We start from the raw sequence: 20,387 nt of genomic DNA, 5'->3' as shown, positions 1-20,387 counted from the left end.
GTACGCGCCGGAGGGTGATAAGCCCACGTCGTACCGGCGGGCTCAGTCGTCGGCCGGCGGCCGCTCGCTCGGCAGTTCGTGGCGGGATATCGACGCCGTGGGCACGAGGAACTCCGCGGGGTCGAACGCGGCCAGCGACTCCCCGTCTCGGACGCGGGCGGGCCAATCGGGATTGGCGAGCGCCCCGGTCGCCAGCGTCACCAGATCGGCTCCGTTCTCTACCGCCCGTTCGGCCGCGTCGGGGTCGCCGAGCCCGCCGTTGGCGACGACCGTCGTCCCGTCGGTGACGTACTCGACGGCCGCCTCGGCGAGGGTCGGTCCGTCGTCGCCGAACGTCGGGCTCGTGGCGTCCGCTTCGGTCGTGTGGACGTACTCCGCGCCGGCGGCCGAGAGCCGCTCGAAGAAGACCGCGGCGGCGTCCTCGCCCTCGGGCCACGCGTACTCGTCGTTGGTCACGCGGGTCTGCGAGATGCGGATTCCGACGACGAAATCGTCAGGAACGGCGTCGGCGACCGCCGAGACGACCGATTCGGGGAACCGAACCCGGTCCGCGGGCGTCCCGCCGTACTCGTCGTCGCGCCGGTTCATGTCCGCCGCGAGGAACTCGTTGAGGAGGTAGCCGTTAGCCGCGTGGATCTCGACGCCGTCGAAACCGGCCGCGAGCGCGTTCTCCGCCGCGTCGACGAACCCCTCGCGGACGGCGTCGAGGTCGTCCCCCGTCGCCGCCTTCGGTTCGGCGAACTCCCCGCTCCCGCCGTAGGCCTCGGTCTTCTCGGCGTCGGGGCCGACGTCCGACGGCGCGAGCGTGACGTCACCGTCGACGTGTGGGTTACCCTGCGTCTGTGCCCCGCCGTGCATCAGCTGCGCGACGATGGGCGCGCCGGCGTCGTGGACGGCGTCGGTGACTCGCTCCCACGCGGCGACCTGTTCGTCGGTGGCCAACCCCGGCTGGTTCAGGTATCCCTGGCTGTAGGCGTCGTCGGTGTAGGTGCCCTCGGTGACGAGCATCGAGAAGCCGCCGTCGGCGAACTTCGCGTAGTAGTCCGCCATCTCTCGGGTCGCTCGTCCGTCGGCCGTCGCGCTCACGCGCGTCATCGGCGCGAGCGCGACTCGGTTGTCGAGCGAGAGCGGTCCGATCGACGTCGAGTCGAATAACATCGTACCACGGGGTACGAGACACGGGCCATTAACCCGCGGTTCGGACCACGCCGAATCGTGCGCCGCCGTCACTCACCTGCGGGAAGCGGCGCGGTCGGGCGACGGTGGGTATTTGCGCCGGCCTGTCGAATCGCCTCTCATGCGCGTCAACCGCGCCCGCACCGAGGAGGTGGTGCGGGCCATCGTCCACGAGGCCAGAGCGGAGAAGATAACGTTCATGGCCGGCTCGATCGCCTATCACGCCTTTATCTCTATCCTGCCGCTGTTGTTGCTGGTGCTGACGCTCGTCCAGCGGACCCAGAACGTCGCGCTCCGGGACTCCATCGTCGCCATCATGCGGGCCGTGCTGACCGAAGAGGCGAGTCAGGTCATTCAGCAGGGGCTGACCGACGCCGACGCCTCCGTCTCGATACTCGGTCTCGCCTTCCTCGTCTGGGGGGCGCTCCGCATCTTTCGGGGGCTGGACACCGCGTTCTCGGACATCTACGAGACCGAACGGCAGAACACGTTCGGCGATCAGTTGCTCGACGGGCTGCTGTTGCTCGCCACCGTCGCGCTGGCCATCGTCGGCGTCAGCGTACTCGGAAACGCGGTCTCGGTCGAGGGCGGGGGCTTCCTCGGGACGGTACTGCGCGGCAGCGTGACGGCGGTCGGCCTGTTCGTCGTCTTCTACCCGATGTACTACGTCTTCCCCGACACCGACGTGACCGTCGCCGAGATCGTTCCGGGGACGCTGTTCGCCGCCGTCGGTCTCACGGTCGCACAGGCGCTGTTCACGACCTTCAAGTCCGGCGGCGCGGGCGGCAACCTCGTCGCCAGCATCCTCGTCTTGCTGACGTGGCTCTACATCATCGGGCTCGTGATCTTGCTCGGGGCCGTCGTCAACGCCGTCCTCTCGAACCGCTCGCGGGACGTGACCCTCGAACCCGTCGTCGGCGGCGTCGAGGAACGGGGCCGAGATATGAGCGCCAGCGTCGAGCGGACGGTGTTGCTGTCGGACCTCGACGAGCTGGCCGACCGATTGACCGAGGGCGGAGAGTCGGTGTCGGTCTCCGTGACGGTCGGCGACGAGACGACGACGGTGGTCGCCCCGCAGACGGCGACCGTCGACCGCGAGAGCGGCGTCTTCGGACTCGACGGCTCTGTCGCGTTGACCCTCCGGTGGTGGCCCGAGGACGACTGACAGGGAACAGAGCGACGGACCCATGCGTCGCAAGCGCCGAGTCCGGAACAGACCAACGCCATGTCCGACATCACGAACGCGCTGCGACGGTTCGTCGACGACGGCGGTCCGACGCTGGTCCGCGCGGCGGGCGAAGCGGGCACCGACGAGACGATTCAGGCGGCCCACGACGCGCTTGGCGACCACTGGCGCGACGGCGGGATCGTCCTCGTGTTGCCGAGTTACGACCCCGAGCGCGAGGAGTTCCCGATTCGGTGGTCCAAGACCGCGACGCTCCGCGGCGGGAACCACACGGTCATCGAGAACGCCGACGACAGCGTTCCGACGCTGATCGTGGACGTGGACGCGCCGGTCAACCGACCGCCGGGACCGAACTTCAACGATTTCACGATCCGCGGCGGGAAACACGGCGTCGAGAAGCGGGGCGGTCGCTACACCATGTTCCGCGACGTCACGGTGAAGGACGCCGCCGAAGACGGCTTTCACGTCGCCGGCGCACGGGAGTACGACGCCGGCGAGAACCCGCCGAACGAGTTCGCGCCGAACACCCACCGGTTCTACGGCTGCGTCGCCGAGGAGAACGGCCGGGACGGATGGCGCGTCGGCGAGGGGATCCACGGCGTCACGCTCGCCTCCTCGAACGCGTACTTCAACGGACGGGACGGCGTCAACTGGCGACAGAACTACGCGGGCCACGTCGAGGGTGGAAGCTTCGAGCAGAACGGACGCAACGGCCTGCGATTCGACCGCGCGCAGGCGCTCGAAGTCGAGAACGCCTACGTCGAGAAGAACGGGCGGGCGGCCGGCGGCGGCGGTATGACCATCGGCGTCCTCGTCGGCGAGCGCTCCCGCGGCGTCTCGTTCTCCGATTGTTACTTCCAGGGCGGCGGCGACGTCTCGTGGGGGGTCTACAATCAGGGGCGGGGGACCAGTCTCAGAAACTGTTACGCGCGCGGACACACCAACGGGTTCGTCTACAACGCCGAGGCCGCGAGGGACACCGAGTGGGCGCGCGCGAGCCACACGCTCGCCGACGGCGAACGGCTCGGCGGTGGCGACGGCGTGCGGACGAGAGACCACGGCGTCGTCGTCCCGCAGGACCTCTCGACCGTCACCGGCCAGTTCGACGGCGACAGGGGCGTCCATCTCGGTAGCGACGGACCGGTCTTCTGTCTCTGGTACGACGGCGCGTGGTACCGCCCGGACGGGAGCGCGCTCTGAACTCGGGGGTTCAGTCGGACCCCGACGACGCGCCGTCGCCGCCGGTCTGCGGATCCGCCGAGTCGTCCCCGGCGTCGCTGGTGGCGATGTCTCCCGCGTTGTCCCCCGCCGCCTCCGGGACGTCGTCGCGTTCGTTTACCGGGTCCGTACCGGACTCGAGGTCGAGTTCCGCGGTCGGTCGCGGCCGTTCTCCGTGGAGAAGTTCCGGCAACACGATGCGGACCGCTTCCAGAACGAGGACGAACAGGATGGGAAAGAGGAAGAAGCCGGGCCATCCGAGCGCCATCGGGCCGAGGATGTACGCGAACAGCAGCAGGGTCATGTCGAAGTGGCGGCCGGAGACGTACGGCTGGATCACCGCCTGCGGAAGCAGGTCCAGTACGACGACGTATCCGACGAGCGCCGCGGCGACGAACGTGATCCCGCCGCTACCGGACCGAAGCGCCTGGAACCCGAGGTACGCGACCACGGGTACGTAGACGATCTTGCCGACGACGACGGGGACGAGGCTCGCAACGCCAGTCAGGAAGCCCAGAACGAGCACCAGCGGGATCTGCAGACCCTGGGGTGCCAACAGGTTCGTCGCCCAGTACGCGACCACCGCGACGACGGCCATGATGCTGGCGAACAGGAGATTACCGAAGAACACCGATTCGAGGTCCTCGTCCACGGCCGCGGCGTAGGCGTACGTCGTCGTCTCGCGCCCGCCCACGAGTTCGACGAAGGCGTCGGCGAGACCGGTGTCTTTCGCCAGGAGGACGTACGCGAGCGTCAGCGCGAGCCCGAGGACGAGTATCGCGTTGAACGTCGAGCTCAAAACCTGCAGTATCAGATCGCTGTTCGAGAGCAACGCGCCACCCCGCCCGCTGAGCAGCGCGGTCGGATCGCTGAGCAGCGTTCGCAACTGCTGGCGCTGGACGGAACTGAGCGAATCGAGCGACGGAAGCTGTCCGAGCAGCGAGACCGTATTCGACCCGTTCAGGAACTGCCGGGCCCGCTGGGCCGCCCGCACGACGAGGACGGACAGCAACAGGAATATCGGCAGGAGGACGACGAGGACGGTGAACGTCGCCGCGAGGCGGTCAGAATCGACGAGCCTGCTCATCCGGCGGCTGATCGGACGCGTCGCGTAGTAGCCGAACACACCGAGTACGAGTATGCCGGTGAAGCGAGCGGCGACGAACGCCATCGCTATTCCGAGCCCGACGACGAAGAGCCACCAGCCGAGGCGGTCACGGGAAACCGAAAGGTTTCGAATACTCGATACGTCCGTGCGTTGCCGACTCTCTCCTCCGTCTGCCGGCGAATCACTAGTGGGACTCAAAATTCGGGTGGTTCCGCTACGTTTCTCTCATATAGAGGGGTTCTGCATGCAAACGAAAGCGCCGATCTCGTCGTCTGTGGATTCGCACGGACACGTCGCGGATACGGGGAATCGCGGCCGAAGCGGCATCAGCGGCCCGACGGTTCGACGCCGGTCTGCTCGTCACTCGAAACGGGTCGCTCGGACGCTCGCGGCAGTCGGACGGGGATCGTCGTTCCCTCGGGCCCCGTCCGGGAGAGTTCTATCTCCCCGTCGCAGCGGTCGACGAGTCGCCCGACGACGACGGTTTCCAACCGTATCTCGGTCGGTGGGGGACCGTAGGGGCGGTACGCGAACTCGGCGGCGATCCCGCTGCAGAGAACCAGCCCGAAATCCGCGGGTACGGCAGGTAAACGACGTGCGAAGCGCCGCGCCGTCGCGAGAAGCGAGCCCGATACTGCTATATTCGGTGGCTTCTCCGGATATCAAACGTGGGGTCGCCGCCGAAACGACGGCGTCCACGGCCGCGCCGGCGAGGAGAGCCAGGGGTGGGATTTGAACCCACGAACTCTCGATTACAAGTCGAGTGCTTGGACCACCCAAGCTCCCCTGGCGCTCGCATGCAGTCGTTACGGGGGGACCGTTTAGAGCGTATCGCTTTCGGTCGGCTTCTCGAGTTCGACGCGGTGGGGTGTGTAGCCGTGTGCGGCGTAGAACTGGCGCGCCGCGTCGTTCTCGGCGAGGGCCTCCAACGCGACGACGTCCGCGCCGGCCTCGGTGAGCGTCGCTTCGGCGGCTCCCAAGAGAGCGCTCCCGATCCCCCGCCGTCGATACGCCGGACTGACGTAGATGTTCTCGACGAGTCCGCGGACCCGTCGCTGTTCGTAGCGGCCGCGCTCTATCGTCAGCATGACGAACCCGACGATCGCCCCGTCGACGCGAGCGACGAGCAGGTCTTCGGCGACGACGCGCTGGAGCGTCGCCTCCCGCACCGTAGTCCGGTTTTCGTCCGCCAGCAGGTGCGAACCGTGCGCCCGCTGGTCGCGGGCGAGTTCGACCCAGAGATCCACGACGGCGTCGACGTCGTCGGTCGTGGCGGTCGTTATCTCCACGGACGAACTGGGGGTCGCTGGTGGAAAACAGTTGTTGCGGCCGACCGATTACACGTCCCGGCAGTCCGCACACAGCAACTGACCGTTGAACGACGCGAGACTTCGCGTGAACGTCCCGCAGGCCGAACAGATGCCCTGTTCGTCGAAGGAGTCCTCCGCCGCGGTGGTCGCGCCGTCGGTCGTCGCGGCCCGGGTGGTCGTCATCTCTGTTCCCTCCACGTCCGCATCGGCGTCGGCGTTCGTCGTGCTCTCGCTCTCCAGCCGAGCCGTCGAGAGGATGTCGTGTTCGGTGACGGTTCCCACCGGCTCGCCGTCCTCGGTTATCAGGACCCACTGAGCGGACCACGCGGCCATCCTGTCCCGGGCCTCGGGGAGTCGCGCGTCGGGCGAGATCGATGGGACCGACTCGGTCATCGCGTCGCCGACGACCGCGGATTCGGTCTCGCCCTCCGAGACGAGGTGCGCGAGGATGTCCTCTCGCGTCAGAACGCCGACGGGGTCGTTGCCTCGCAGGACCAGCGCGACCGCCTCGTCCTCTCGAACCAGCAGTTCCGTCGTCTCGAGGAGGTCGTCCGACTCGCTCACGCCCACGTACTCGCGGTTCATCACCTCCCGCACTGAGACCGGCTCATTCATGTGTGTCAGTATCACACGACCGGTCTAAAAGATACCTCCACTACGCTTATGTGGCGTGGTATCTAAGCACAAGGGCTCGCTATTCGAAGGTGACCGTCTCGCCGGTGGCGCGGCACGTCTCCAGGGCGTGTTTCGCGTCCATGCCGGCGTCCGAGGCGGTGCGACCACGTCCGATGCCGACTTTCAATTCGACGTCGACCGATTCGCTGACGTGCGCGATCGCGTCGTGATACGCGTCGGCCGACAGCGACGGACAGACCGCGATGACGTTGTCGCCGCCGACGAAAAACGAGAGGGAGTCGTGGGCCTCGCGCATGTACTTCATCAGCGCCGCGTACCCCTGTTCTATCTGGATGAACGTATCGAACTCGTTCATCTGGTCGGTGTACTTCTCCGTGGCGTCGTCCACGTCGAAGTGCGCCAACTGCACGTCGGACTCGGTTCGGAACTCGTCGTCGATGGTCTGGCCGCGCAGCACTTCGCGGCGGCCGTCGTCCTGTGCGCTCCCGGCGTCCTGTAGTTGCTCGGTCGCCGTCCCGAGCGCCGAGACGGGCGTCGTGCCGGTCGCCACGGAGAGGCTCATCGTGACCGGATAGCGGTTCCCGACGGACTCCTGAATCAGCGCGTGGTCGGCCTCGTCGAGCCCGTTCGTGACCGCGATCATGTTGTCGAACCGCGAGAAGAAGATGTAGCCGTCGCGGTTGCCGACGAGCTGCGCGAGGTCGGCGTACAGTCGGGACTGAAGCGTCTGAAGGTCGACCTCGCGACGGGGTTCCGGCGTCACCGTCCACGGGCCGTAGTTGTCGATCTGGATGTGGGTAACCTGCGTGTTCGTCACTGTCGCTCGTCGCTTCGACACCGGCGAGTATTGGTCTGTCGGAATCCGCTCGTCCGTCGTCCGTCTCAGGCCCGTCCGCGGCCGACGAGTCCGCGACGCAGTAGCGTCACCGTCCCGAGCATCGAATCGTAGGACAGCGCGCCGGTCGCCGTCAGCTTCGGGATGTGCTCGTCGTAGAGCTCCTCGCACACCGCCGCTCGATCGCTGTCGGTCACGGCGGACTCCGCGACGTCGTCACGGGCCGCGACGACGGCCGTCGCCAAATCCTCGACGACCATCGGCTCGCCGCGCTCGTCCAGTATCGACAGCGCGATCCGACAGGTATCGGCCGATAGCAAGTCGCTGACGACCGCTTCGGGTAGCTCGTCCGGGCCGGGCTCGGAACGTTGTGCCGCCATACGTGGGCGTACGACAGCCCGCTACAAGTATGTGTCGTGGGCACACACGACGTGGCAAATCCGCGGCGAGAATCAGGCGTGGTCGAGGCGGTAGGGCCACAGGTCGGCTTCTCGAAGCGCTCTGCCGAGGGACTTATGAAAGTCTGGGAAGTCCTCGAACTCCGCCTGGTCGACGTGCTCGAAGATGTCCTCGACGCTGACCACCGTCTCGTAGTCGATCCGAACCGGGTGGTCGCCGTACTGCTCGACGTACTCCTCGGCCGTCAGCGGGAAGTCCTCTCCCTCGTCGATCTTCTTCGCGAGGACGGCGTGTCCGTACTTCCGCCTCCCTTCGCTCCCTTCCTCACCGTCCGGGTCGTGCGGCCAGTCCATACCGGAGACTGGCACACCGACGCAAAAAGGATTCCCCTCCGATCCCGCTACCGCGGGACTACAACTCGTCGAACCCGCCGGTGTCGCCGCCACCGCTCCCGCGCGACCGACAGGGCTCAAATCCCAGTTGCACCGCTCTTCGGTCACGTCCGTTCCCTCAGAAGCGGTGGGGCTGGGATTTGAACCCAGGAATCCGTGAGGATACCTGCTTTCAAGGCAGGCGCAATAGGCCGCTCTGCCACCCCACCGCACGCAGGGCTACTGTTCGGTCCCTCTAAGGCCTGTCGGTTACTCGCGGAACAGTTCGGTGCCGTCGTCGCCGTCCCGGACGTTCAGGCCGAGGTCCTCGACGAGTTTCGTCGTCGTCCGCGGCGGGACGACGCGACCGGTCTTGAGGCGGGCGCGGAGCAGGGGAACGACGGTTCGGAGGTCGGCCGGCGTCTCCACGACGGGATTCGTCGGGAGGAAGTCCACGCCGAAGTCGGCGTCGGCCGCGCGGTCGACCAGCGTCTCGACGGCGGGCGTGGCGTAGGCCCCCTCGAAGTCGACGGGGTCGCCGAAGCCGGCGTAGTACACTCGGCCGTCCATCGAGGGACCGAGGACGACGTCGCTGGAGCGGAACTTCATCGCGGCGCTGTCGATCTGCTGGCGGGCCAACAGCGCGGCCGTCGGTTCGACGGCGGCGACGGTCGTCACCTCCTCGCGTTCCAACAGGTGGGTGACGGTGTTGCCGACGCGGCCGGCGAACGTCGAGCCGACCTGCACCTCGTAGCGGGCGTCGTCGGGCGCGTCCAGTTCCTCGTCGAGCGTGTCCCGAATCGCCGACTCGGAGTCGACGCCGTCCGGCACCTGGTCGTCCGGGCGGTAGTTGACGAGCAACTCCCCGCCGCTGGCCTCGACGGCGCGGCAGACGTCGGCCAGCATCGCGGCGTAGAGGGCCGTCGCTTCGGATTCGTCGAGCGGTCCCGCGGTCAGTTCCGGGAGGACGAACCCCTCGACGGGGGGGTCGGCGAACACAGCAACCGTGGTCATACCTCCCTCTGGGACCGTCTGCGGTTAGTCGGTTCCGTTCTCGCCGCGACGCTTATGCGGTCGACTGTCGAACGCCCACCGTGCTCGTCCGCGACCTGATGTCTACCGAGGTAGTCACCGTCCCCGCCGACGCGACGCTCGACGACGCCGTCGGCCGCCTCCTCGACGAGGGCGTCGGGTCCGCCGTCGTCGTCGATGGGGGCGACCCGGTCGGGATCGTCACGGAATCCGACGCGCTCCGGGCCGCCCGAGAGACCAGCAAACCGCTCGCCGAAGTGGGCATCAGAGCGGTGGGTCACCGACCGGTCGTCACGACGACGCCGTCGACGGCGATTCCGACGGTCGCCCGGCGGATGGCCGACGAGGGAGTGAAGAAGGTGCCCGTACTGAACGGCGTCGACCTCGTGGGGATCGTCACGCTGACCGACATCGTCTGGCACCTCTCCGATCTCCGCTCCGAGACGAGTCGGTTCGAGGCGGCGCGAAAAGCGTGGGACCCTCGGTGAGACGATCGGCTGCCGTCTCCGTGGCCCGACGGTACCGGGCGACTATCGACCGCGGCGGCCCTTCGTCTGGCGGTAGTCCTGGCCGAGCACGTCGCTGAAGTGTTCGAGGAACGCGGTCCGTTCCTCGTCGGTCTGTTCGGCCGGCGGAATCATCGGCAGGATCTCGAAGCCGCGGCCGCGGATGGTGGTGGCGTGACGCTCTTCGACGTCCAGTTCGTCCTCGCTCAGGGTCGTGTACTCGAAGGCTAACTCCTCGAGCGGCCGCTGGCCGACGGGGAGGAGGAGTTCGGGGTTTATCATCCGTATCTCGCCGTTGAGGTACGGCTCGCAGTTCATCACCTCTTCCTCCGTCGCCGGCCGCTCGGGGTGGCGACAGCGGGTGACGTAGGTCAGAAAGGCGTTCTTCATCTCGGGTTCGGCGGCGTCGGGGTCCTCGATCATGTCGACGGCGGCGAGGATGTCGAGCAACTCGCGCTCCCGTTCGCCGGTGAAGGGGATGCCCGACTCGTCGGCCCCCTCGCTCGGCGAGTCGCCGAGGACGACGAACTCCGCGCCGACGTCGCCGTAGCCGTGGACGACGTTCTCGCGCGTCTCGCAGAGCTCGGGGCAGTTCTGGCACGTCTCGTCCATGCCGAAGGGGTTGGCGATGGTTTCCTGATTGGCTTCCATGTTAGTCCTCGTCGACGGTCGTGGCGTGCGTGTCGGCGTCTTCGGGGTCGTTCTGCGGACTCGACGGGTGGTAGTCGGTATCGTACTCGCCGGGGCGGCCGTCGAGGCGGTCGGGGTTGATGCGCCCCCCTAGGAGCATGAAGTCCAACACCGTGCAGTAGAGCATCGCCTCGACGACGGGGACCGCACGCGGCGGCAGGACGGGGTCGTGGCGGCCGGTGACGGTGATCTCCTTCTCCTCGCTGGTCTCCCAGTCCACGGTCTTCTGGGTCTTCGGGATCGACACCGGCGGGTGCCACGACACCTCGCCGTAGATGGGTTGGCCGGTCGTGATGCCGCCCTGGATGCCGCCGTGGTCGTTGCCGGTCGGCACTGGCTCGCCCTCCGAATCGAACTCCCAGTCCTCGTTGTACTCCTCGCCGGTCGTCGTGCGGGACTCGCGGCCGATGCCGTACTCGAAGTCGTTGACCGCGGGGATGGAGTACATCGCCTGTCCGAGGCGGGAGGGGAAACTGTCGAAGCGGGGCGCGCCCAAGCCTCTGGGAACGCCGCGACACTCGAAGTAGATAGCGCCGCCGATGGAGTCGCCTTCCGTCTGGTACTCATCCGCGAGGTCGCGCATCTCCTCGGCGGCGTCGGGGTCGGCACACCGGACCTCGTTCTCCTCGCTGTGTTCGAGCATGTCCTCGAAGGTGACCGGGCCGGACTCCACGTCGCCGATCTGGCAGACGTGTGCCTTTATCTGCACGTCGAACTCGCTCTGGGCGAGGACCTGCTTCGCGACGCCGCCGGCGGCGACCCAGTTGACCGTCTCGCGGGCCGAGGAGCGGCCGCCGCCGCCCCAGTTGCGCGTCCCGAACTTCGCGGAGTAGGTGTAGTCGCCGTGCGAGGGCCGGGGAGCCGTGATGAACGGTTCGTACTTCCCCGAGCGGGCGTCCTTGTTCTGGATGACCATTCCGATGGGCGTCCCGGTGGTGTAGCCGTCCTGAACGCCCGAGTTGAGCTTCACCTTGTCGGGCTCGCCGCGGGAGGTCGTGATCATCGACTGGCCCGGTTTGCGCCGGTCGAGGTCCCGCTGGATCTCCTCCTCGGATAGCTCCACGCCCGCGGGCACGCCCGACACCGTACACCCCATCGCCTCCCCGTGTGACTCGCCGTAGGTCGTCATCCGGAAGAGACGACCGAACTCGTTGCCGTTCATTGTCGGTGTGTCGGGGACGGGGGCATTTGAACCTTGTAGGTGCGCGCCCCGAGGGAGCCGCTTCGGCGCGATAAAACGCGTCTACTGGCCGACTGCGGCACCGAGCCCCTGCAGTACGTCGAAGAACCCCGGGAAGGACACGTCGACGTGCTCCGCGCCGGTTATCGTCGTCTCGCCGTCGGCGACGAGGCCGGCGACGGCCAGCGACATGATGATTCGGTGGTCGTCGTGGCCGTCGACGGTCGCGCCCCGCAGGTCGGTCTCCTCGCCGTAGACGAGGAGTTCCTCTTCGCGCTCTTCGACCTCCGCGCCCATCTTAGTCAGTTCCTCGGCCATCGCGCTGACGCGGTCGGTCTCCTTGTAGCGGACGTGCTCGGCGTCGGTGATGCGCGTGACGCCGTCGGCGGCCGCGCCGAGCGCGGCGATGGTCGGCAGGAGGTCGGGCGTGTCCTCGACGCCGACTTCGACGCCGTCGAGGGCGGAGCGTTCCACCGTGATCTCGCCGTCGTCTCGGTTCCAATCGAGCGTCGCGCCCATCGATTCGAGGATATCGACGATGGCCGAATCGCCCTGCGCGCTCGGGAACGCCGAGGTGACGACGAGCTCCTCGTCGGCGGCGAGCGCGCCGGCGGCGAGCAGGTAGCTCATCGAGGAGAAGTCGCCGGGGACGTGATAGGCGCTGCCGTCGGGGTCGTAGGACTGGCCGCCGGCGACGGCGTAGCCGCCGTCGGTCTCCTCGGCCGTGACGCCGAACGCCTCCAGCACTTCGAGCGTGATGTCGACGTACGGCGAGGACTTCAGCCCGGTCGTCAGTTCGACGTCGATGCCCGATTCCGTGACCGCGCCGGCCATCAGCAGTGCGGTGATGTACTGCGAGGAGACGTCGCCGGGGATGGAGACGGTGCCGCCGTCGACGCCGCCGCCGACGACGAGCGGTGCCTGACCGTTGTCGCGGGTGCTCTCGGCCCGGCCGTCGAGTTGCTCGATGGCGTCGAGGAGCGCTCCCTGCGGGCGCGAGCGGAGCGAGTCGTCGCCGGTGAGGACGGTCAGGTCGTCCTGTAGCGCGGCGGTGGCGGTGACCAGCCGCGTGGTCGTCCCGCTGTTGGCGCAGTCGATGACGTCGTCGGGCGTCTCCGGTCGGCCGGCGAACCCGGTGACCGACAGCTCCGATTCGTCGCTCCGGTCGACGATGCCGCCGTAGGCTTCGACGGCGCGCATCGTCGCCTTCGTGTCGGCGCTCACGAGCGGGTCGTGGACCGTCGCGCCCTCGGAGTAGCCGGCGGCGAGGATAGCTCTGTGCGTGTAGCTCTTCGACGGCGGGGCCTGTGCGGTGCCCCGAACGGCAGACTCGGCGATGGTGACGTCCATATCGGGCGGGTCACGGCCGGACGACAAGAGGCTACCGCTCTCGCCGGAGAACCGAGGGAGCCGCGCCGTTACAGCCGAACCGCGCCGACGATGAACGCGACGAGCGGGACGGCGACCACGACGTGTAGCGCGACGAGGACGGCCTGCCCGACGCCGGAGACGCCCATCGCGGGAGCGACGGCGAAGACGGGCACCAGCATGAGGGCGAACACCGCCGCGGCGAGGGCGGCGAAGTTCCGGACGGGTCGCTCGGTCAGGCGGACCAGCGCGGCGTAGGCGACGGCGGCACCGACCCCGGCGACGACGACGTTGCCGAGTATCGGGCCGGCAGTAAACGGGCTCGCCGGCCCGGTGACGCCGAGCGAGAGGCCGAGAGCGCCGACGAGCCCGTTGACGAGCAACGCGGCCACCACTGCGACCAAGACGCCGAGCGCGGTTCGGCGGGCGAGTTCTCCGCCGCTCTGTGCGACCGGATAGCGTGACGTGATAGTTGCCATGTCCGGAAAGTACGTCGCCCCAGAGCATAAAGTAGTTAGTCGAGTGTCAGATTGACACCCGATAGCCGACGGCGCTCGGCGGTCAGCGGCGCTCGAAGGCCGCCCGGACGGGGTCGCTCGGTGCGAGTTCGTCGAGCTCGGTCGGGACGTCCACGTCGGCGAGCTCCTCGGCACCGGCCGGCGTCCCTTTGAGGACGTCGACGTGATAGAGGTACGACAGGCGGAGCAACCACCGGGCGTGGTCGTACCCCTCGGGCGATTCGACGTACTCAGTCGTCCACCCGGACTCCGTCAGGAGGTGGTGCGGCCCGGTCTCGCCTTCCTCGACGAGTACGTCGCGGAGCTTTCGCAGATAGGCGATGTCGAGCATTCCCCACGCGTGGACGTGACCGATCTCCCGCGGGCCGACGCGGAACTCCGTCCCGCCGAAGCGGTGTCCGCCGACGGTGACGTGGGACCACTCGCCGACCTCGTCGACGAGCCGCTCGACGGTCTCCTCGATCGCCGCTCTGTCTGATTCCATAGCCGTAGTACGGTCCCAGAAGCGATAGCCACACCGCCCCGACGAGTGCCGACCGCTGGCGGTAGTCCTTTGCCGTCCCCGCTCGGACGGTTCGGCATGGACCCCGACCTCTCTGCGCTCGACGCGTATCTCGACGAGCGGGACGCCGACGGCTATCTCATCGACGCGGATTCGGAAGACTCCGATCAGTACTACCTCTCCGGGTTCGACGCGCCGGACCCCTTCGTCACGCTGTACGACGGCGACACCCACCTCCTCTTCCCGCGGAGCCTGGAGTACGGCCGCGCCACGCGGGAGGCCCGCGCCGAGACCGTCGAGCGCTACGTCGACTTCGACCACGCCGAACTGGTCGACGAATTCGGTCCCGAAGAGGCGGTCTCGCACGTTCTAGCGAGATTCTGTGACTCCCACGGCGTCGAGAGCGTCGCAGTGCCGCCGCGGTTCCCGCTCAAGACGGCCGACGGTCTGCGCGCCCGCGGCGTCGAGGTGACTGCCGACACTGACGGCGTCGTCACGGAGATACGCGCGACCAAGACCGACGAGGAAGTCGAGCACGTTCGCGCGGCCCAGCGGGCGAACGAGGCGTCGATGGCCGCCGCCGAGGAACTCCTGCGAGACGCGACCGTTGCCGAGGGCGGGACGCTCGAATACGAGGGCGAGGCGCTGACCAGCGAGCGCGTCAAAGAGGAGATAGAGGTGACGCTCCTTCGTCACGGCTGTTCGCTGGACGAGACCATCGTCGCCTGCGGGAGCGACGCCGCCGACCCGCACGACCGGGGGAGCGGCCCGCTGTCGGCCGACGAACCGATAATCGTGGACATCTTCCCGCAGGACAAGGCGACGAAGTACCACGCCGACATGACCCGCACCTTCTGTGTCGGCGACCCGAGCGAGACGGTACGGGAGTGGTACGACCTGACCGAGCGAGCGATGGCCGCGGCCTTCGACGCGCTGAGACCGGGAGCGACCGGACAGGACGTCCACGACGCCGTCTGTGACGTCTACGAGGGGGCGGGGATGGAGACCCTGCGGAGCGACGACCACGCCGAGACGGGGTTCATCCACAGCACGGGCCACGGCGTCGGTCTCGACGTGCACGAACTCCCGCGGCTCTCGCCCGCCGGCGGCGAGCTCGAACCCGGTCACGTCGTCACCATCGAACCGGGGCTGTACGACCCCGCGGTGGGCGGGGTCCGCATCGAGGACATCGCCGTCGTCACCGAGGACGGCTACGAGAACCTCACGGAGTACGAAAAACGACTGGTCGTTTGATGGACGGGCGACGCTACAGCTCTTCCATCTGTCCGCCGCAGTTCGGACAGGCCGCTTCCGGCAGCTCCGTCTGCTTCCCGCACACGACGCACTCGTAGCCCATCTCGGTCGGTTCGTCCGTCTCGTCTCCGAACAGGCCGGTGACGCGGGAGAGGAGGCTCATTGTGGAACCCGTGTTAACGTACCGCTCGATTCGTAATATCGATTGTGGCCGACCGCGCCCGTCAATCATTAACTTTTATTATAGATGGCCGAATAGCGAGTGGTACGCTCATGCTTGTACCCGAAGCACGCCTCGCCCGCTCGCACGATGCCCGGACCGACGACCACCGCAGCCGACCGACACGACCCCCGAGACCCCCGAGATGACCACACGAATCACGACACCCACCGACGAGGACGCGTATCCGACCACTGCTTCGACGCTCGGCGACACCGGGCGCAGTTCGCGCTCCGACCGCGCGCCGATGACCTTCTCTCCGACCAGTTTCGCCACCGCCGGCCAGTTCGACACCGAGGCCGACGACCACAGCTGAGACCGGGACATAACCGTTTTCCCCGCGGCTTGCCTCCCTCCGGTATGGCAGACTACACGACGGTTTCGATCCCGAAAGACCTCGCGGAGCGCGTCGAAGACACTATCGAGGGGACCAGTTTCTCCAGCACGTCGGACCTCGTCCGCTTCCTCCTCCGGAGCATCGTCGTCCAGCACCAGCGAGAGGGCGAACTCACCGAGGCGCAGTTTCAGGACATCGCCGACCAGCTCCGCGACCTCGGCTACCTGGAGTGATCAGGCGAGCGATTCCTCGGGCGGCTCGACGTCGAGGACCGTGACCTCCCGTTTCCGGCCCGAGCGGTCGAACGCCCCGAAGGCCGTCTCGTCCCACGGCGGGATGGCGACGAACACCACCTCGTGCAGGTCGTCGGTCTTGCTGACGCCCATGTAGCCGCCGGGGTGTGAGACGAACCGGCCCTGCGTCTGTCCGGCCGGCGTCCCGAGGTCCATCCCGAAGACGGCGTTGACCGACCCGCCGGCCGACGGGAGGTAGAAGTCCGTGAACACCGGCGTCTCCGGGTCCAGGTCGGCTTCGGGAAGGTCCTTTGCTCTGGTGACCGCGAGCGAGATGGTCACGTCGTCTGGCTCGGCTTCCCGTGCCAGCCGTAACAGCGTCTCGACGAGGCCGCGCGTGACGTAAACCACGGTAGAATTTGGCGCGGCGAGCGTATAACCCCGTCGGCCGTCGTCGGTCGTCTCCCCCCTCTCAGCCGAAGACGAACGACCGGACGGTCTCGGCGTACAGGCTCGGGGCCCGACTGCGAGATCCGCGCAGCGCGTAGGCCAGTGCTTCCGCCGCGTCCTCCATGATGCCGTGGCCGTGGCCCACGAGGAGGCGCTCGGGGTCCAACCGCCCCAACTTCGTCGGCGGCGTCAACCGGAGCATCGGGTGGACGCCGAGGCGCTCGTCGCCCGCGAGGAAGAAGTCCGCCGTCCCGACGGCCTCCGGCACGACCAGCGTGTCGTCCGCGTCGCCGTACAGCATCGCCTCCTGCCAGGCGGGGTTGTTGACGAGCTTGTGGACGCCGTAGTCCGTCCCCGGAATCTGTCGCCCGACGCGTTCGACCGGCGCGTCGAGGTCGCTCTCGACGCCCGACATCCACTCGGGGACGTACACCGGCGCGTTGTGGCGGTTCGCGACGGCGGCGCTGTCGCGCTTGTGCCGGTCCAGCAGGACGACGACGCCGGCCACCTCGCCGAACTCCGCGAAGAGGTCGTCGATGCCGTCGGCGTCGACGGGGTCGACGACGATAGCGCCCGCCTCGGTGTCGAGGACGTGACTCGCCCGCCGCATCTTCTCGTGGGGGTAGGCGAGCCAGCTCGCCCCCCGGTCCCAGCGGTTCGTCTCCTCCCAACTCGTCGCCGCGCCGGAGCCTTTCATGGGCATGGGTGGCCGTAGGGTGCGCGCGTGGATAAATGCTCGAACCCCGGCCGAGAGATACCGTTGTACGACTCCGTTGACCCCCTTCAGAATCCGACAGAAACGGCGTGCCGAATACAGCGGGTCTACGTGGTACGCAGTCGATTTCGATTTCCCGCTACTACGCACCGATTTTGCCCCGAGATAGGTCCGCTTTCTCAACAGTTTTGTTCGCTCGACCGCAACGGCGAACATGGAATTCGACTTCGCGCGCTCGGTGGCCCCGCTCGTCGGCATCGTCGCCGTCGCGGCGGTCGCGCTCACGAGCGTGATGACCCCCTCGACGGTCTTCATGATGGTCCTGCCCTCGATGATCGCCTTCTCGGTCGTCGCGTTCTTCTTCGGGATGAAACACGGCGAGTTCCGCACCAGCCCGTAGCAGTCCGGCCCGGTCGCCGACGTTCGCGGGCGACTCGCCGTCGCCCTTTTCCGCGCCGTCTGGAGACGGAGAGTTTTCACCGTCGCCTTCGAACGTCCGCGTATGCTCTCACACCCGGAGTGGCTCACGTTGGAGGTGAAAGACACCGACCGGATGACGGCCTTCTACGACGCGTTCCTCGAACTCGACGTCGCCGAGGAGACCGAACAGGAGGCGGTACTGATGGTTGGCGACACCGAGCTCCGTCTGCGCGCGCCGGGACCGGTGCCCCGCGGCGGCTTACACACTCACTACGCGCTGACGATCCCCGAGTCGGAGTACGACCACTGGTGGGACCAGTTGGAGGAGCGCTTCGACTTGGTCGAGGAGACGTTCGGGGACGCGCGCTCGCTGTACTTCTACGACCCGGAGGGCAACTGCGTCGAGTTGGGCGAGCGGGCCGACGAGGGCAGCGGCGTCACCGGCATGTTCGAACTCGTCCTCGAAGTCGAGCAACTGGACGCCGCCGTCGAGTTCTATCGGGAACTGGGGTTCGAGACGGTCGACGACGGCCGCGAGCAGGGGCGGGTTCGGCTGACGACGGGCGACCTCGACCTCGAACTGTGGAGCCCTCGACTGGGCATCGCCGACGCGCGCGGGGGCGTCCACGTGGACTTCGGCGTCGTCGCCGACGATCCGAAGTCGATCGCCCGAACCGTCGCGGACGAGGCGATCGCCGTCACGTCCGTCGAGGAGGGCGTCCGCATCCGGGACCCGGACGGCCACTATCTGACGCTCGTTAGCGAGGAGAACTGAGTGTAGCGCCGCTCAGAGGCGGTCGGTGTCGATGCTGACGCCGGGCGGCGTCACGACGAGGAAGCCGCGGAAGTGCATCAGTTCGCCGCCGGCCTCCTTGACCGGGCGGGCGAAGCCCGCGGCGAGTTCGTTCAGGTCGCCGTCGACGTTCAGGACGAGCGCGCCGCCGCTCTCGACGATCTCCAGCCACTCGTCCTCGTCGGTCGTCCCGTCGAGGACGCCGAGGACGACGCGGTCGCTCCCGCCCGTCTCGCCGTCGGCCATCTGGTCTTCGACCGCCTGGAGGTCCAACCCCTCGAAGTCGCTCATACCGGCGCGGATGCGGGGCACCGGCAAAAATATTCGGCTCTCGTCTGACGCGGCGTCCATCGACGACTGCACACCTGTCCGGAACCGGCCCGATGGACAACTATTTATACCGGAAGTGTCCAGATATAGGTGCTTATGTCCAACAACGAGGGCACGTCGGGATCTCCGGCGGATCGAGTTCTTCCAGGGCACACTGGATTCCACGTCTGAGATAACAGACGCACGGATTTTCGACACCACGCTGCGCGACGGCGAACAGTCGCCACGCACGTCGTTCAACTACGAGGACAAGCGCGAGATAGCCGCTGTACTCGACGAGATGGGTACCCACGTCATCGAGGCCGGGTTCCCCGTCAACTCCGACGCGGAGTTCGAGGCAGTTCGGGACATCGCCGAGTCCACGAGCGTGACGACGTGCGGACTGGCGCGCGTGGTCGAGAAAGACATCGAGGCGGCCTTGGATTCGGGTGTGGACATGGTCCACACCTTCGTCTCGACGTCGGACGTACAGTTGCAGGATTCCATGCACGCGACCCGAGAGGAGGCGCTGAACTCGGCGGTCGAGTCCGTCGAGCGCATCGCCGAGGCGGGCGTCGAGTGCATGTTCTCGCCGATGGACGCCACCCGGACCGACGAGGAGTTCCTCCTCGAGGTCATCGAGGCGACGTCCGAGGCGGGCGCGGACTGGATCAACATCCCCGACACCTGTGGGGTCGCGACGCCGCGGCGGTTCTACGACCTCATCGAGATCGTCGACGGCCACACCGACGCGCGCATCGACGTCCACACCCACGACGACTTCGGGCTGGCTTCGGCCAACGCCATCTCCGGGTTCGAGGCGGGCGCGAGTCAGGCGCAGGTCTCGGTCAACGGCATCGGGGAGCGGGCCGGTAACGCGGCCTACGAGGAAGTCGTCATGGCGCTGGAGTCGCTGTACGACGTCGAGACGGGCATCGACACGACGCGCATCACGGAGCTGTCGCGCGTCGTCGAGGAGAAGTCGGACATCCCGGTCCCGGCCAACAAGCCGGTCGTCGGGCGCAACGCCTTCTCCCACGAGAGCGGCATCCACGCCGCCGGCGTCATCCAGAACGCCGACACCTTCGAACCGGGCGTCATGACGCCCGAGATGGTCGGTGCCGAACGCGAACTGGTGCTCGGCAAACACACCGGCGCGCACTCGGTGCGCGAGCGACTGGTCGACGCGGGCTACGACCCGACCGAGGCCGAGGTCCGTGAAGTGACCCGCCGCGTCAAGGATTACGGCGCGGAGAAACAGCAGGTCACCATGAGCGAACTGGAGCGGTTCGCCGCGGAGGTCGGCGTCGACGAGGAGTCTGAGGAGGTCCGGGCGTAGGCCCATGACCTCGCCTTCGGCCGCGACGAGACGACAGCGGTGCACAGCGTCGCGACGTAGCGGCGGTGCCGTGCGCCAGCGGCTCTCACAGAACGTTTATTACTCATCGCGGACAGAGATTCGACGTGATGACAGCGCGCGCTGGGAGTCGGGTCCGCTCGACCGCGACCACCAGCGGCGCGCACCTTCTTCGCGGCGGGCGTATTGTAGGGGCCTTCTAGCCCCTCACACCCCACTTTCGTCGCCGGCCGTACCGACTATCTACCACACAGCAGAGACGCC

General features: G+C 67.6%; 27 protein-coding genes and 2 tRNA genes. 9 read left to right on the top strand and 20 right to left on the bottom strand.

Going from position 1 to position 20,387, the window contains the following annotated elements; genetic code table 11:
- Nucleotides 1–42: 42 nt before the first annotated feature.
- Nucleotides 43–1,158 carry an oxidoreductase gene (locus tag EGH23_RS06115; protein WP_220579104.1) on the bottom strand — a complete coding sequence of 372 codons (1,116 nt, stop codon included), beginning with the start codon at nucleotides 1,156–1,158 and terminating at the stop codon, nucleotides 43–45.
- A gap of 139 nt (nucleotides 1,159–1,297) precedes the next feature.
- On the opposite strand from EGH23_RS06115, the gene EGH23_RS06110 reads away from it, so the two are divergent.
- Nucleotides 1,298–2,341 (top strand): YihY/virulence factor BrkB family protein, encoded by a 1,044-nt coding sequence (locus tag EGH23_RS06110; RefSeq protein ID WP_220579103.1) that lies wholly within the window; start codon nucleotides 1,298–1,300, stop codon nucleotides 2,339–2,341.
- 60 nt (nucleotides 2,342–2,401) lie between these two features.
- Entirely contained in the window at nucleotides 2,402–3,562 is a 1,161-nt protein-coding gene (locus EGH23_RS06105; protein ID WP_220579102.1) for a right-handed parallel beta-helix repeat-containing protein, read from the top strand.
- Nucleotides 3,563–3,572: 10 nt separating this feature from the next.
- Here EGH23_RS06105 and EGH23_RS06100 read toward each other — a convergent pair whose 3' ends face one another.
- The 10 genes from EGH23_RS06100 to EGH23_RS06055 all read right to left on the bottom strand — a co-directional run bounded on the left by EGH23_RS06100 (nucleotide 3,573) and on the right by EGH23_RS06055 (nucleotide 9,253).
- On the bottom strand, nucleotides 3,573–4,820 hold the full coding sequence (locus EGH23_RS06100) for an AI-2E family transporter (protein WP_328765827.1): 1,248 nt from the start codon (nucleotides 4,818–4,820) through the stop codon (nucleotides 3,573–3,575).
- 194 nt (nucleotides 4,821–5,014) lie between these two features.
- Entirely contained in the window at nucleotides 5,015–5,179 is a 165-nt protein-coding gene (locus EGH23_RS06095) for a hypothetical protein (RefSeq protein WP_220579100.1), read from the bottom strand.
- Nucleotides 5,180–5,405: 226 nt separating this feature from the next.
- Nucleotides 5,406–5,479, bottom strand: a tRNA-Thr gene (locus EGH23_RS06090).
- Between the two features lie 30 nt (nucleotides 5,480–5,509).
- Nucleotides 5,510–5,977: a GNAT family N-acetyltransferase gene (locus EGH23_RS06085; protein ID WP_220579099.1), complete on the bottom strand. Its 468-nt coding sequence runs from the start codon at nucleotides 5,975–5,977 to the stop codon at nucleotides 5,510–5,512.
- Nucleotides 5,978–6,025: 48 nt separating this feature from the next.
- Complete coding sequence (locus tag EGH23_RS06080; RefSeq protein ID WP_220579098.1) at nucleotides 6,026–6,613, bottom strand: CBS domain-containing protein; 588 nt, start codon at nucleotides 6,611–6,613, stop codon at nucleotides 6,026–6,028.
- 79 nt (nucleotides 6,614–6,692) lie between these two features.
- The gene (locus tag EGH23_RS06075; protein ID WP_220579097.1) at nucleotides 6,693–7,451 is read right to left on the bottom strand and encodes a GTP cyclohydrolase III; all 759 of its coding nucleotides are present in this window, start codon (nucleotides 7,449–7,451) and stop codon (nucleotides 6,693–6,695) included.
- Between the two features lie 65 nt (nucleotides 7,452–7,516).
- The gene (locus EGH23_RS06070) at nucleotides 7,517–7,849 is read right to left on the bottom strand and encodes a DUF7344 domain-containing protein (protein ID WP_220579096.1); all 333 of its coding nucleotides are present in this window, start codon (nucleotides 7,847–7,849) and stop codon (nucleotides 7,517–7,519) included.
- Nucleotides 7,850–7,921: 72 nt separating this feature from the next.
- On the bottom strand, nucleotides 7,922–8,221 hold the full coding sequence (locus EGH23_RS06065) for a DUF5785 family protein (protein WP_220579095.1): 300 nt from the start codon (nucleotides 8,219–8,221) through the stop codon (nucleotides 7,922–7,924).
- A 164-nt stretch (nucleotides 8,222–8,385) separates the two neighbouring features.
- Nucleotides 8,386–8,469 (bottom strand) — tRNA-Ser (locus EGH23_RS06060).
- 40 nt (nucleotides 8,470–8,509) lie between these two features.
- Nucleotides 8,510–9,253: a glycosyltransferase family protein gene (locus tag EGH23_RS06055; protein WP_220579094.1), complete on the bottom strand. Its 744-nt coding sequence runs from the start codon at nucleotides 9,251–9,253 to the stop codon at nucleotides 8,510–8,512.
- An 80-nt stretch (nucleotides 9,254–9,333) separates the two neighbouring features.
- Between EGH23_RS06055 and EGH23_RS06050 the strand changes: the two genes are divergently transcribed.
- On the top strand, nucleotides 9,334–9,759 hold the full coding sequence (locus tag EGH23_RS06050; RefSeq protein ID WP_220579093.1) for a CBS domain-containing protein: 426 nt from the start codon (nucleotides 9,334–9,336) through the stop codon (nucleotides 9,757–9,759).
- 42 nt (nucleotides 9,760–9,801) lie between these two features.
- On the opposite strand, the gene EGH23_RS06045 is transcribed toward EGH23_RS06050, so the two are convergent.
- The 5 genes from EGH23_RS06045 to EGH23_RS06025 form a co-directional block, all read right to left on the bottom strand.
- A complete protein-coding gene (locus EGH23_RS06045) occupies nucleotides 9,802–10,428 on the bottom strand; it encodes a uracil-DNA glycosylase (protein ID WP_220579092.1) in 627 nt (208 codons plus the stop codon).
- Between the two features lies 1 nt (nucleotide 10,429).
- Entirely contained in the window at nucleotides 10,430–11,629 is a 1,200-nt protein-coding gene (aroC, locus tag EGH23_RS06040) for a chorismate synthase (protein ID WP_220579091.1), read from the bottom strand.
- 81 nt (nucleotides 11,630–11,710) lie between these two features.
- Nucleotides 11,711–12,997 (bottom strand): 3-phosphoshikimate 1-carboxyvinyltransferase, encoded by a 1,287-nt coding sequence (gene aroA, locus EGH23_RS06035; RefSeq protein WP_220579090.1) that lies wholly within the window; start codon nucleotides 12,995–12,997, stop codon nucleotides 11,711–11,713.
- A 68-nt stretch (nucleotides 12,998–13,065) separates the two neighbouring features.
- A complete protein-coding gene (locus EGH23_RS06030; RefSeq protein WP_220579089.1) occupies nucleotides 13,066–13,494 on the bottom strand; it encodes a DUF6069 family protein in 429 nt (142 codons plus the stop codon).
- An 82-nt stretch (nucleotides 13,495–13,576) separates the two neighbouring features.
- On the bottom strand, nucleotides 13,577–14,017 hold the full coding sequence (locus tag EGH23_RS06025; RefSeq protein ID WP_236044619.1) for a luciferase domain-containing protein: 441 nt from the start codon (nucleotides 14,015–14,017) through the stop codon (nucleotides 13,577–13,579).
- 96 nt (nucleotides 14,018–14,113) lie between these two features.
- On the opposite strand from EGH23_RS06025, the gene EGH23_RS06020 reads away from it, so the two are divergent.
- The gene (locus EGH23_RS06020) at nucleotides 14,114–15,289 is read left to right on the top strand and encodes a M24 family metallopeptidase (RefSeq protein WP_220579088.1); all 1,176 of its coding nucleotides are present in this window, start codon (nucleotides 14,114–14,116) and stop codon (nucleotides 15,287–15,289) included.
- 13 nt (nucleotides 15,290–15,302) lie between these two features.
- On the opposite strand, the gene EGH23_RS06015 is transcribed toward EGH23_RS06020, so the two are convergent.
- Complete coding sequence (locus EGH23_RS06015) at nucleotides 15,303–15,452, bottom strand: transcription initiation factor IIE subunit alpha family protein (protein ID WP_220579087.1); 150 nt, start codon at nucleotides 15,450–15,452, stop codon at nucleotides 15,303–15,305.
- 202 nt (nucleotides 15,453–15,654) lie between these two features.
- Between EGH23_RS06015 and EGH23_RS06010 the strand changes: the two genes are divergently transcribed.
- On the top strand, nucleotides 15,655–15,825 hold the full coding sequence (locus tag EGH23_RS06010; RefSeq protein ID WP_220579086.1) for a hypothetical protein: 171 nt from the start codon (nucleotides 15,655–15,657) through the stop codon (nucleotides 15,823–15,825).
- A gap of 44 nt (nucleotides 15,826–15,869) precedes the next feature.
- Nucleotides 15,870–16,079 carry a ribbon-helix-helix domain-containing protein gene (locus tag EGH23_RS06005; protein ID WP_162414862.1) on the top strand — a complete coding sequence of 70 codons (210 nt, stop codon included), beginning with the start codon at nucleotides 15,870–15,872 and terminating at the stop codon, nucleotides 16,077–16,079.
- Here the strand turns inward: EGH23_RS06005 and EGH23_RS06000 are convergent, their stop codons facing one another.
- Entirely contained in the window at nucleotides 16,080–16,490 is a 411-nt protein-coding gene (locus tag EGH23_RS06000) for a JAB/MPN domain protein-containing protein (RefSeq protein ID WP_220579085.1), read from the bottom strand.
- 61 nt (nucleotides 16,491–16,551) lie between these two features.
- Nucleotides 16,552–17,232, bottom strand: coding sequence for a hypothetical protein (locus tag EGH23_RS05995; RefSeq protein ID WP_220579084.1), 681 nt, complete (start codon nucleotides 17,230–17,232; stop codon nucleotides 16,552–16,554).
- A gap of 226 nt (nucleotides 17,233–17,458) precedes the next feature.
- On the opposite strand from EGH23_RS05995, the gene EGH23_RS05990 reads away from it, so the two are divergent.
- Nucleotides 17,459–17,644: a DUF7333 family protein gene (locus tag EGH23_RS05990; RefSeq protein ID WP_220579083.1), complete on the top strand. Its 186-nt coding sequence runs from the start codon at nucleotides 17,459–17,461 to the stop codon at nucleotides 17,642–17,644.
- Between the two features lie 102 nt (nucleotides 17,645–17,746).
- Nucleotides 17,747–18,439 carry a VOC family protein gene (locus EGH23_RS05985; protein ID WP_220579082.1) on the top strand — a complete coding sequence of 231 codons (693 nt, stop codon included), beginning with the start codon at nucleotides 17,747–17,749 and terminating at the stop codon, nucleotides 18,437–18,439.
- A 12-nt stretch (nucleotides 18,440–18,451) separates the two neighbouring features.
- Here the strand turns inward: EGH23_RS05985 and EGH23_RS05980 are convergent, their stop codons facing one another.
- A complete protein-coding gene (locus EGH23_RS05980) occupies nucleotides 18,452–18,748 on the bottom strand; it encodes a DUF5779 family protein (protein ID WP_220579081.1) in 297 nt (98 codons plus the stop codon).
- A gap of 31 nt (nucleotides 18,749–18,779) precedes the next feature.
- Between EGH23_RS05980 and EGH23_RS05975 the strand changes: the two genes are divergently transcribed.
- The gene (locus EGH23_RS05975) at nucleotides 18,780–20,105 is read left to right on the top strand and encodes a LeuA family protein (RefSeq protein WP_425433202.1); all 1,326 of its coding nucleotides are present in this window, start codon (nucleotides 18,780–18,782) and stop codon (nucleotides 20,103–20,105) included.
- Nucleotides 20,106–20,387 lie beyond the last annotated feature (282 nt).

Source organism: Haloarcula nitratireducens (genome assembly GCF_019599505.1).
Note: the sequence above shows the minus strand (reverse complement) of the source record. Positions and strands in the feature narration are given on the sequence as shown.

Bases quoted from the DNA above. Each gene is read 5' to 3' on its own strand.
- EGH23_RS05980 (WP_220579081.1), bottom strand. From the start codon at position 18,748: ATGAGCGACTTCGAGGGGTTGGACCTCCAGGCGGTCGAAGACCAGATG.
- EGH23_RS06055 (WP_220579094.1), bottom strand. From the start codon at position 9,253: ATGACCACGGTTGCTGTGTTCGCCGACCCCCCCGTCGAGGGGTTCGTC.
- EGH23_RS05985 (WP_220579082.1), top strand. From the start codon at position 17,747: ATGCTCTCACACCCGGAGTGGCTCACGTTGGAGGTGAAAGACACCGAC.
- EGH23_RS06115 (WP_220579104.1), bottom strand. From the start codon at position 1,158: ATGTTATTCGACTCGACGTCGATCGGACCGCTCTCGCTCGACAACCGA.
- EGH23_RS06030 (WP_220579089.1), bottom strand. From the start codon at position 13,494: ATGGCAACTATCACGTCACGCTATCCGGTCGCACAGAGCGGCGGAGAA.
- EGH23_RS06110 (WP_220579103.1), top strand. From the start codon at position 1,298: ATGCGCGTCAACCGCGCCCGCACCGAGGAGGTGGTGCGGGCCATCGTC.
- EGH23_RS05995 (WP_220579084.1), bottom strand. From the start codon at position 17,232: ATGCCCATGAAAGGCTCCGGCGCGGCGACGAGTTGGGAGGAGACGAAC.
- aroA (WP_220579090.1), bottom strand. From the start codon at position 12,997: ATGGACGTCACCATCGCCGAGTCTGCCGTTCGGGGCACCGCACAGGCC.
- EGH23_RS05990 (WP_220579083.1), top strand. From the start codon at position 17,459: ATGGAATTCGACTTCGCGCGCTCGGTGGCCCCGCTCGTCGGCATCGTC.
- EGH23_RS06010 (WP_220579086.1), top strand. From the start codon at position 15,655: ATGACCACACGAATCACGACACCCACCGACGAGGACGCGTATCCGACC.
- EGH23_RS06080 (WP_220579098.1), bottom strand. From the start codon at position 6,613: ATGAATGAGCCGGTCTCAGTGCGGGAGGTGATGAACCGCGAGTACGTG.
- EGH23_RS06105 (WP_220579102.1), top strand. From the start codon at position 2,402: ATGTCCGACATCACGAACGCGCTGCGACGGTTCGTCGACGACGGCGGT.
- EGH23_RS06015 (WP_220579087.1), bottom strand. From the start codon at position 15,452: ATGAGCCTCCTCTCCCGCGTCACCGGCCTGTTCGGAGACGAGACGGAC.
- EGH23_RS06025 (WP_236044619.1), bottom strand. From the start codon at position 14,017: ATGGAATCAGACAGAGCGGCGATCGAGGAGACCGTCGAGCGGCTCGTC.
- EGH23_RS06070 (WP_220579096.1), bottom strand. From the start codon at position 7,849: ATGGCGGCACAACGTTCCGAGCCCGGCCCGGACGAGCTACCCGAAGCG.
- EGH23_RS06020 (WP_220579088.1), top strand. From the start codon at position 14,114: ATGGACCCCGACCTCTCTGCGCTCGACGCGTATCTCGACGAGCGGGAC.
- aroC (WP_220579091.1), bottom strand. From the start codon at position 11,629: ATGAACGGCAACGAGTTCGGTCGTCTCTTCCGGATGACGACCTACGGC.
- EGH23_RS06065 (WP_220579095.1), bottom strand. From the start codon at position 8,221: ATGGACTGGCCGCACGACCCGGACGGTGAGGAAGGGAGCGAAGGGAGG.
- EGH23_RS06045 (WP_220579092.1), bottom strand. From the start codon at position 10,428: ATGGAAGCCAATCAGGAAACCATCGCCAACCCCTTCGGCATGGACGAG.
- EGH23_RS06005 (WP_162414862.1), top strand. From the start codon at position 15,870: ATGGCAGACTACACGACGGTTTCGATCCCGAAAGACCTCGCGGAGCGC.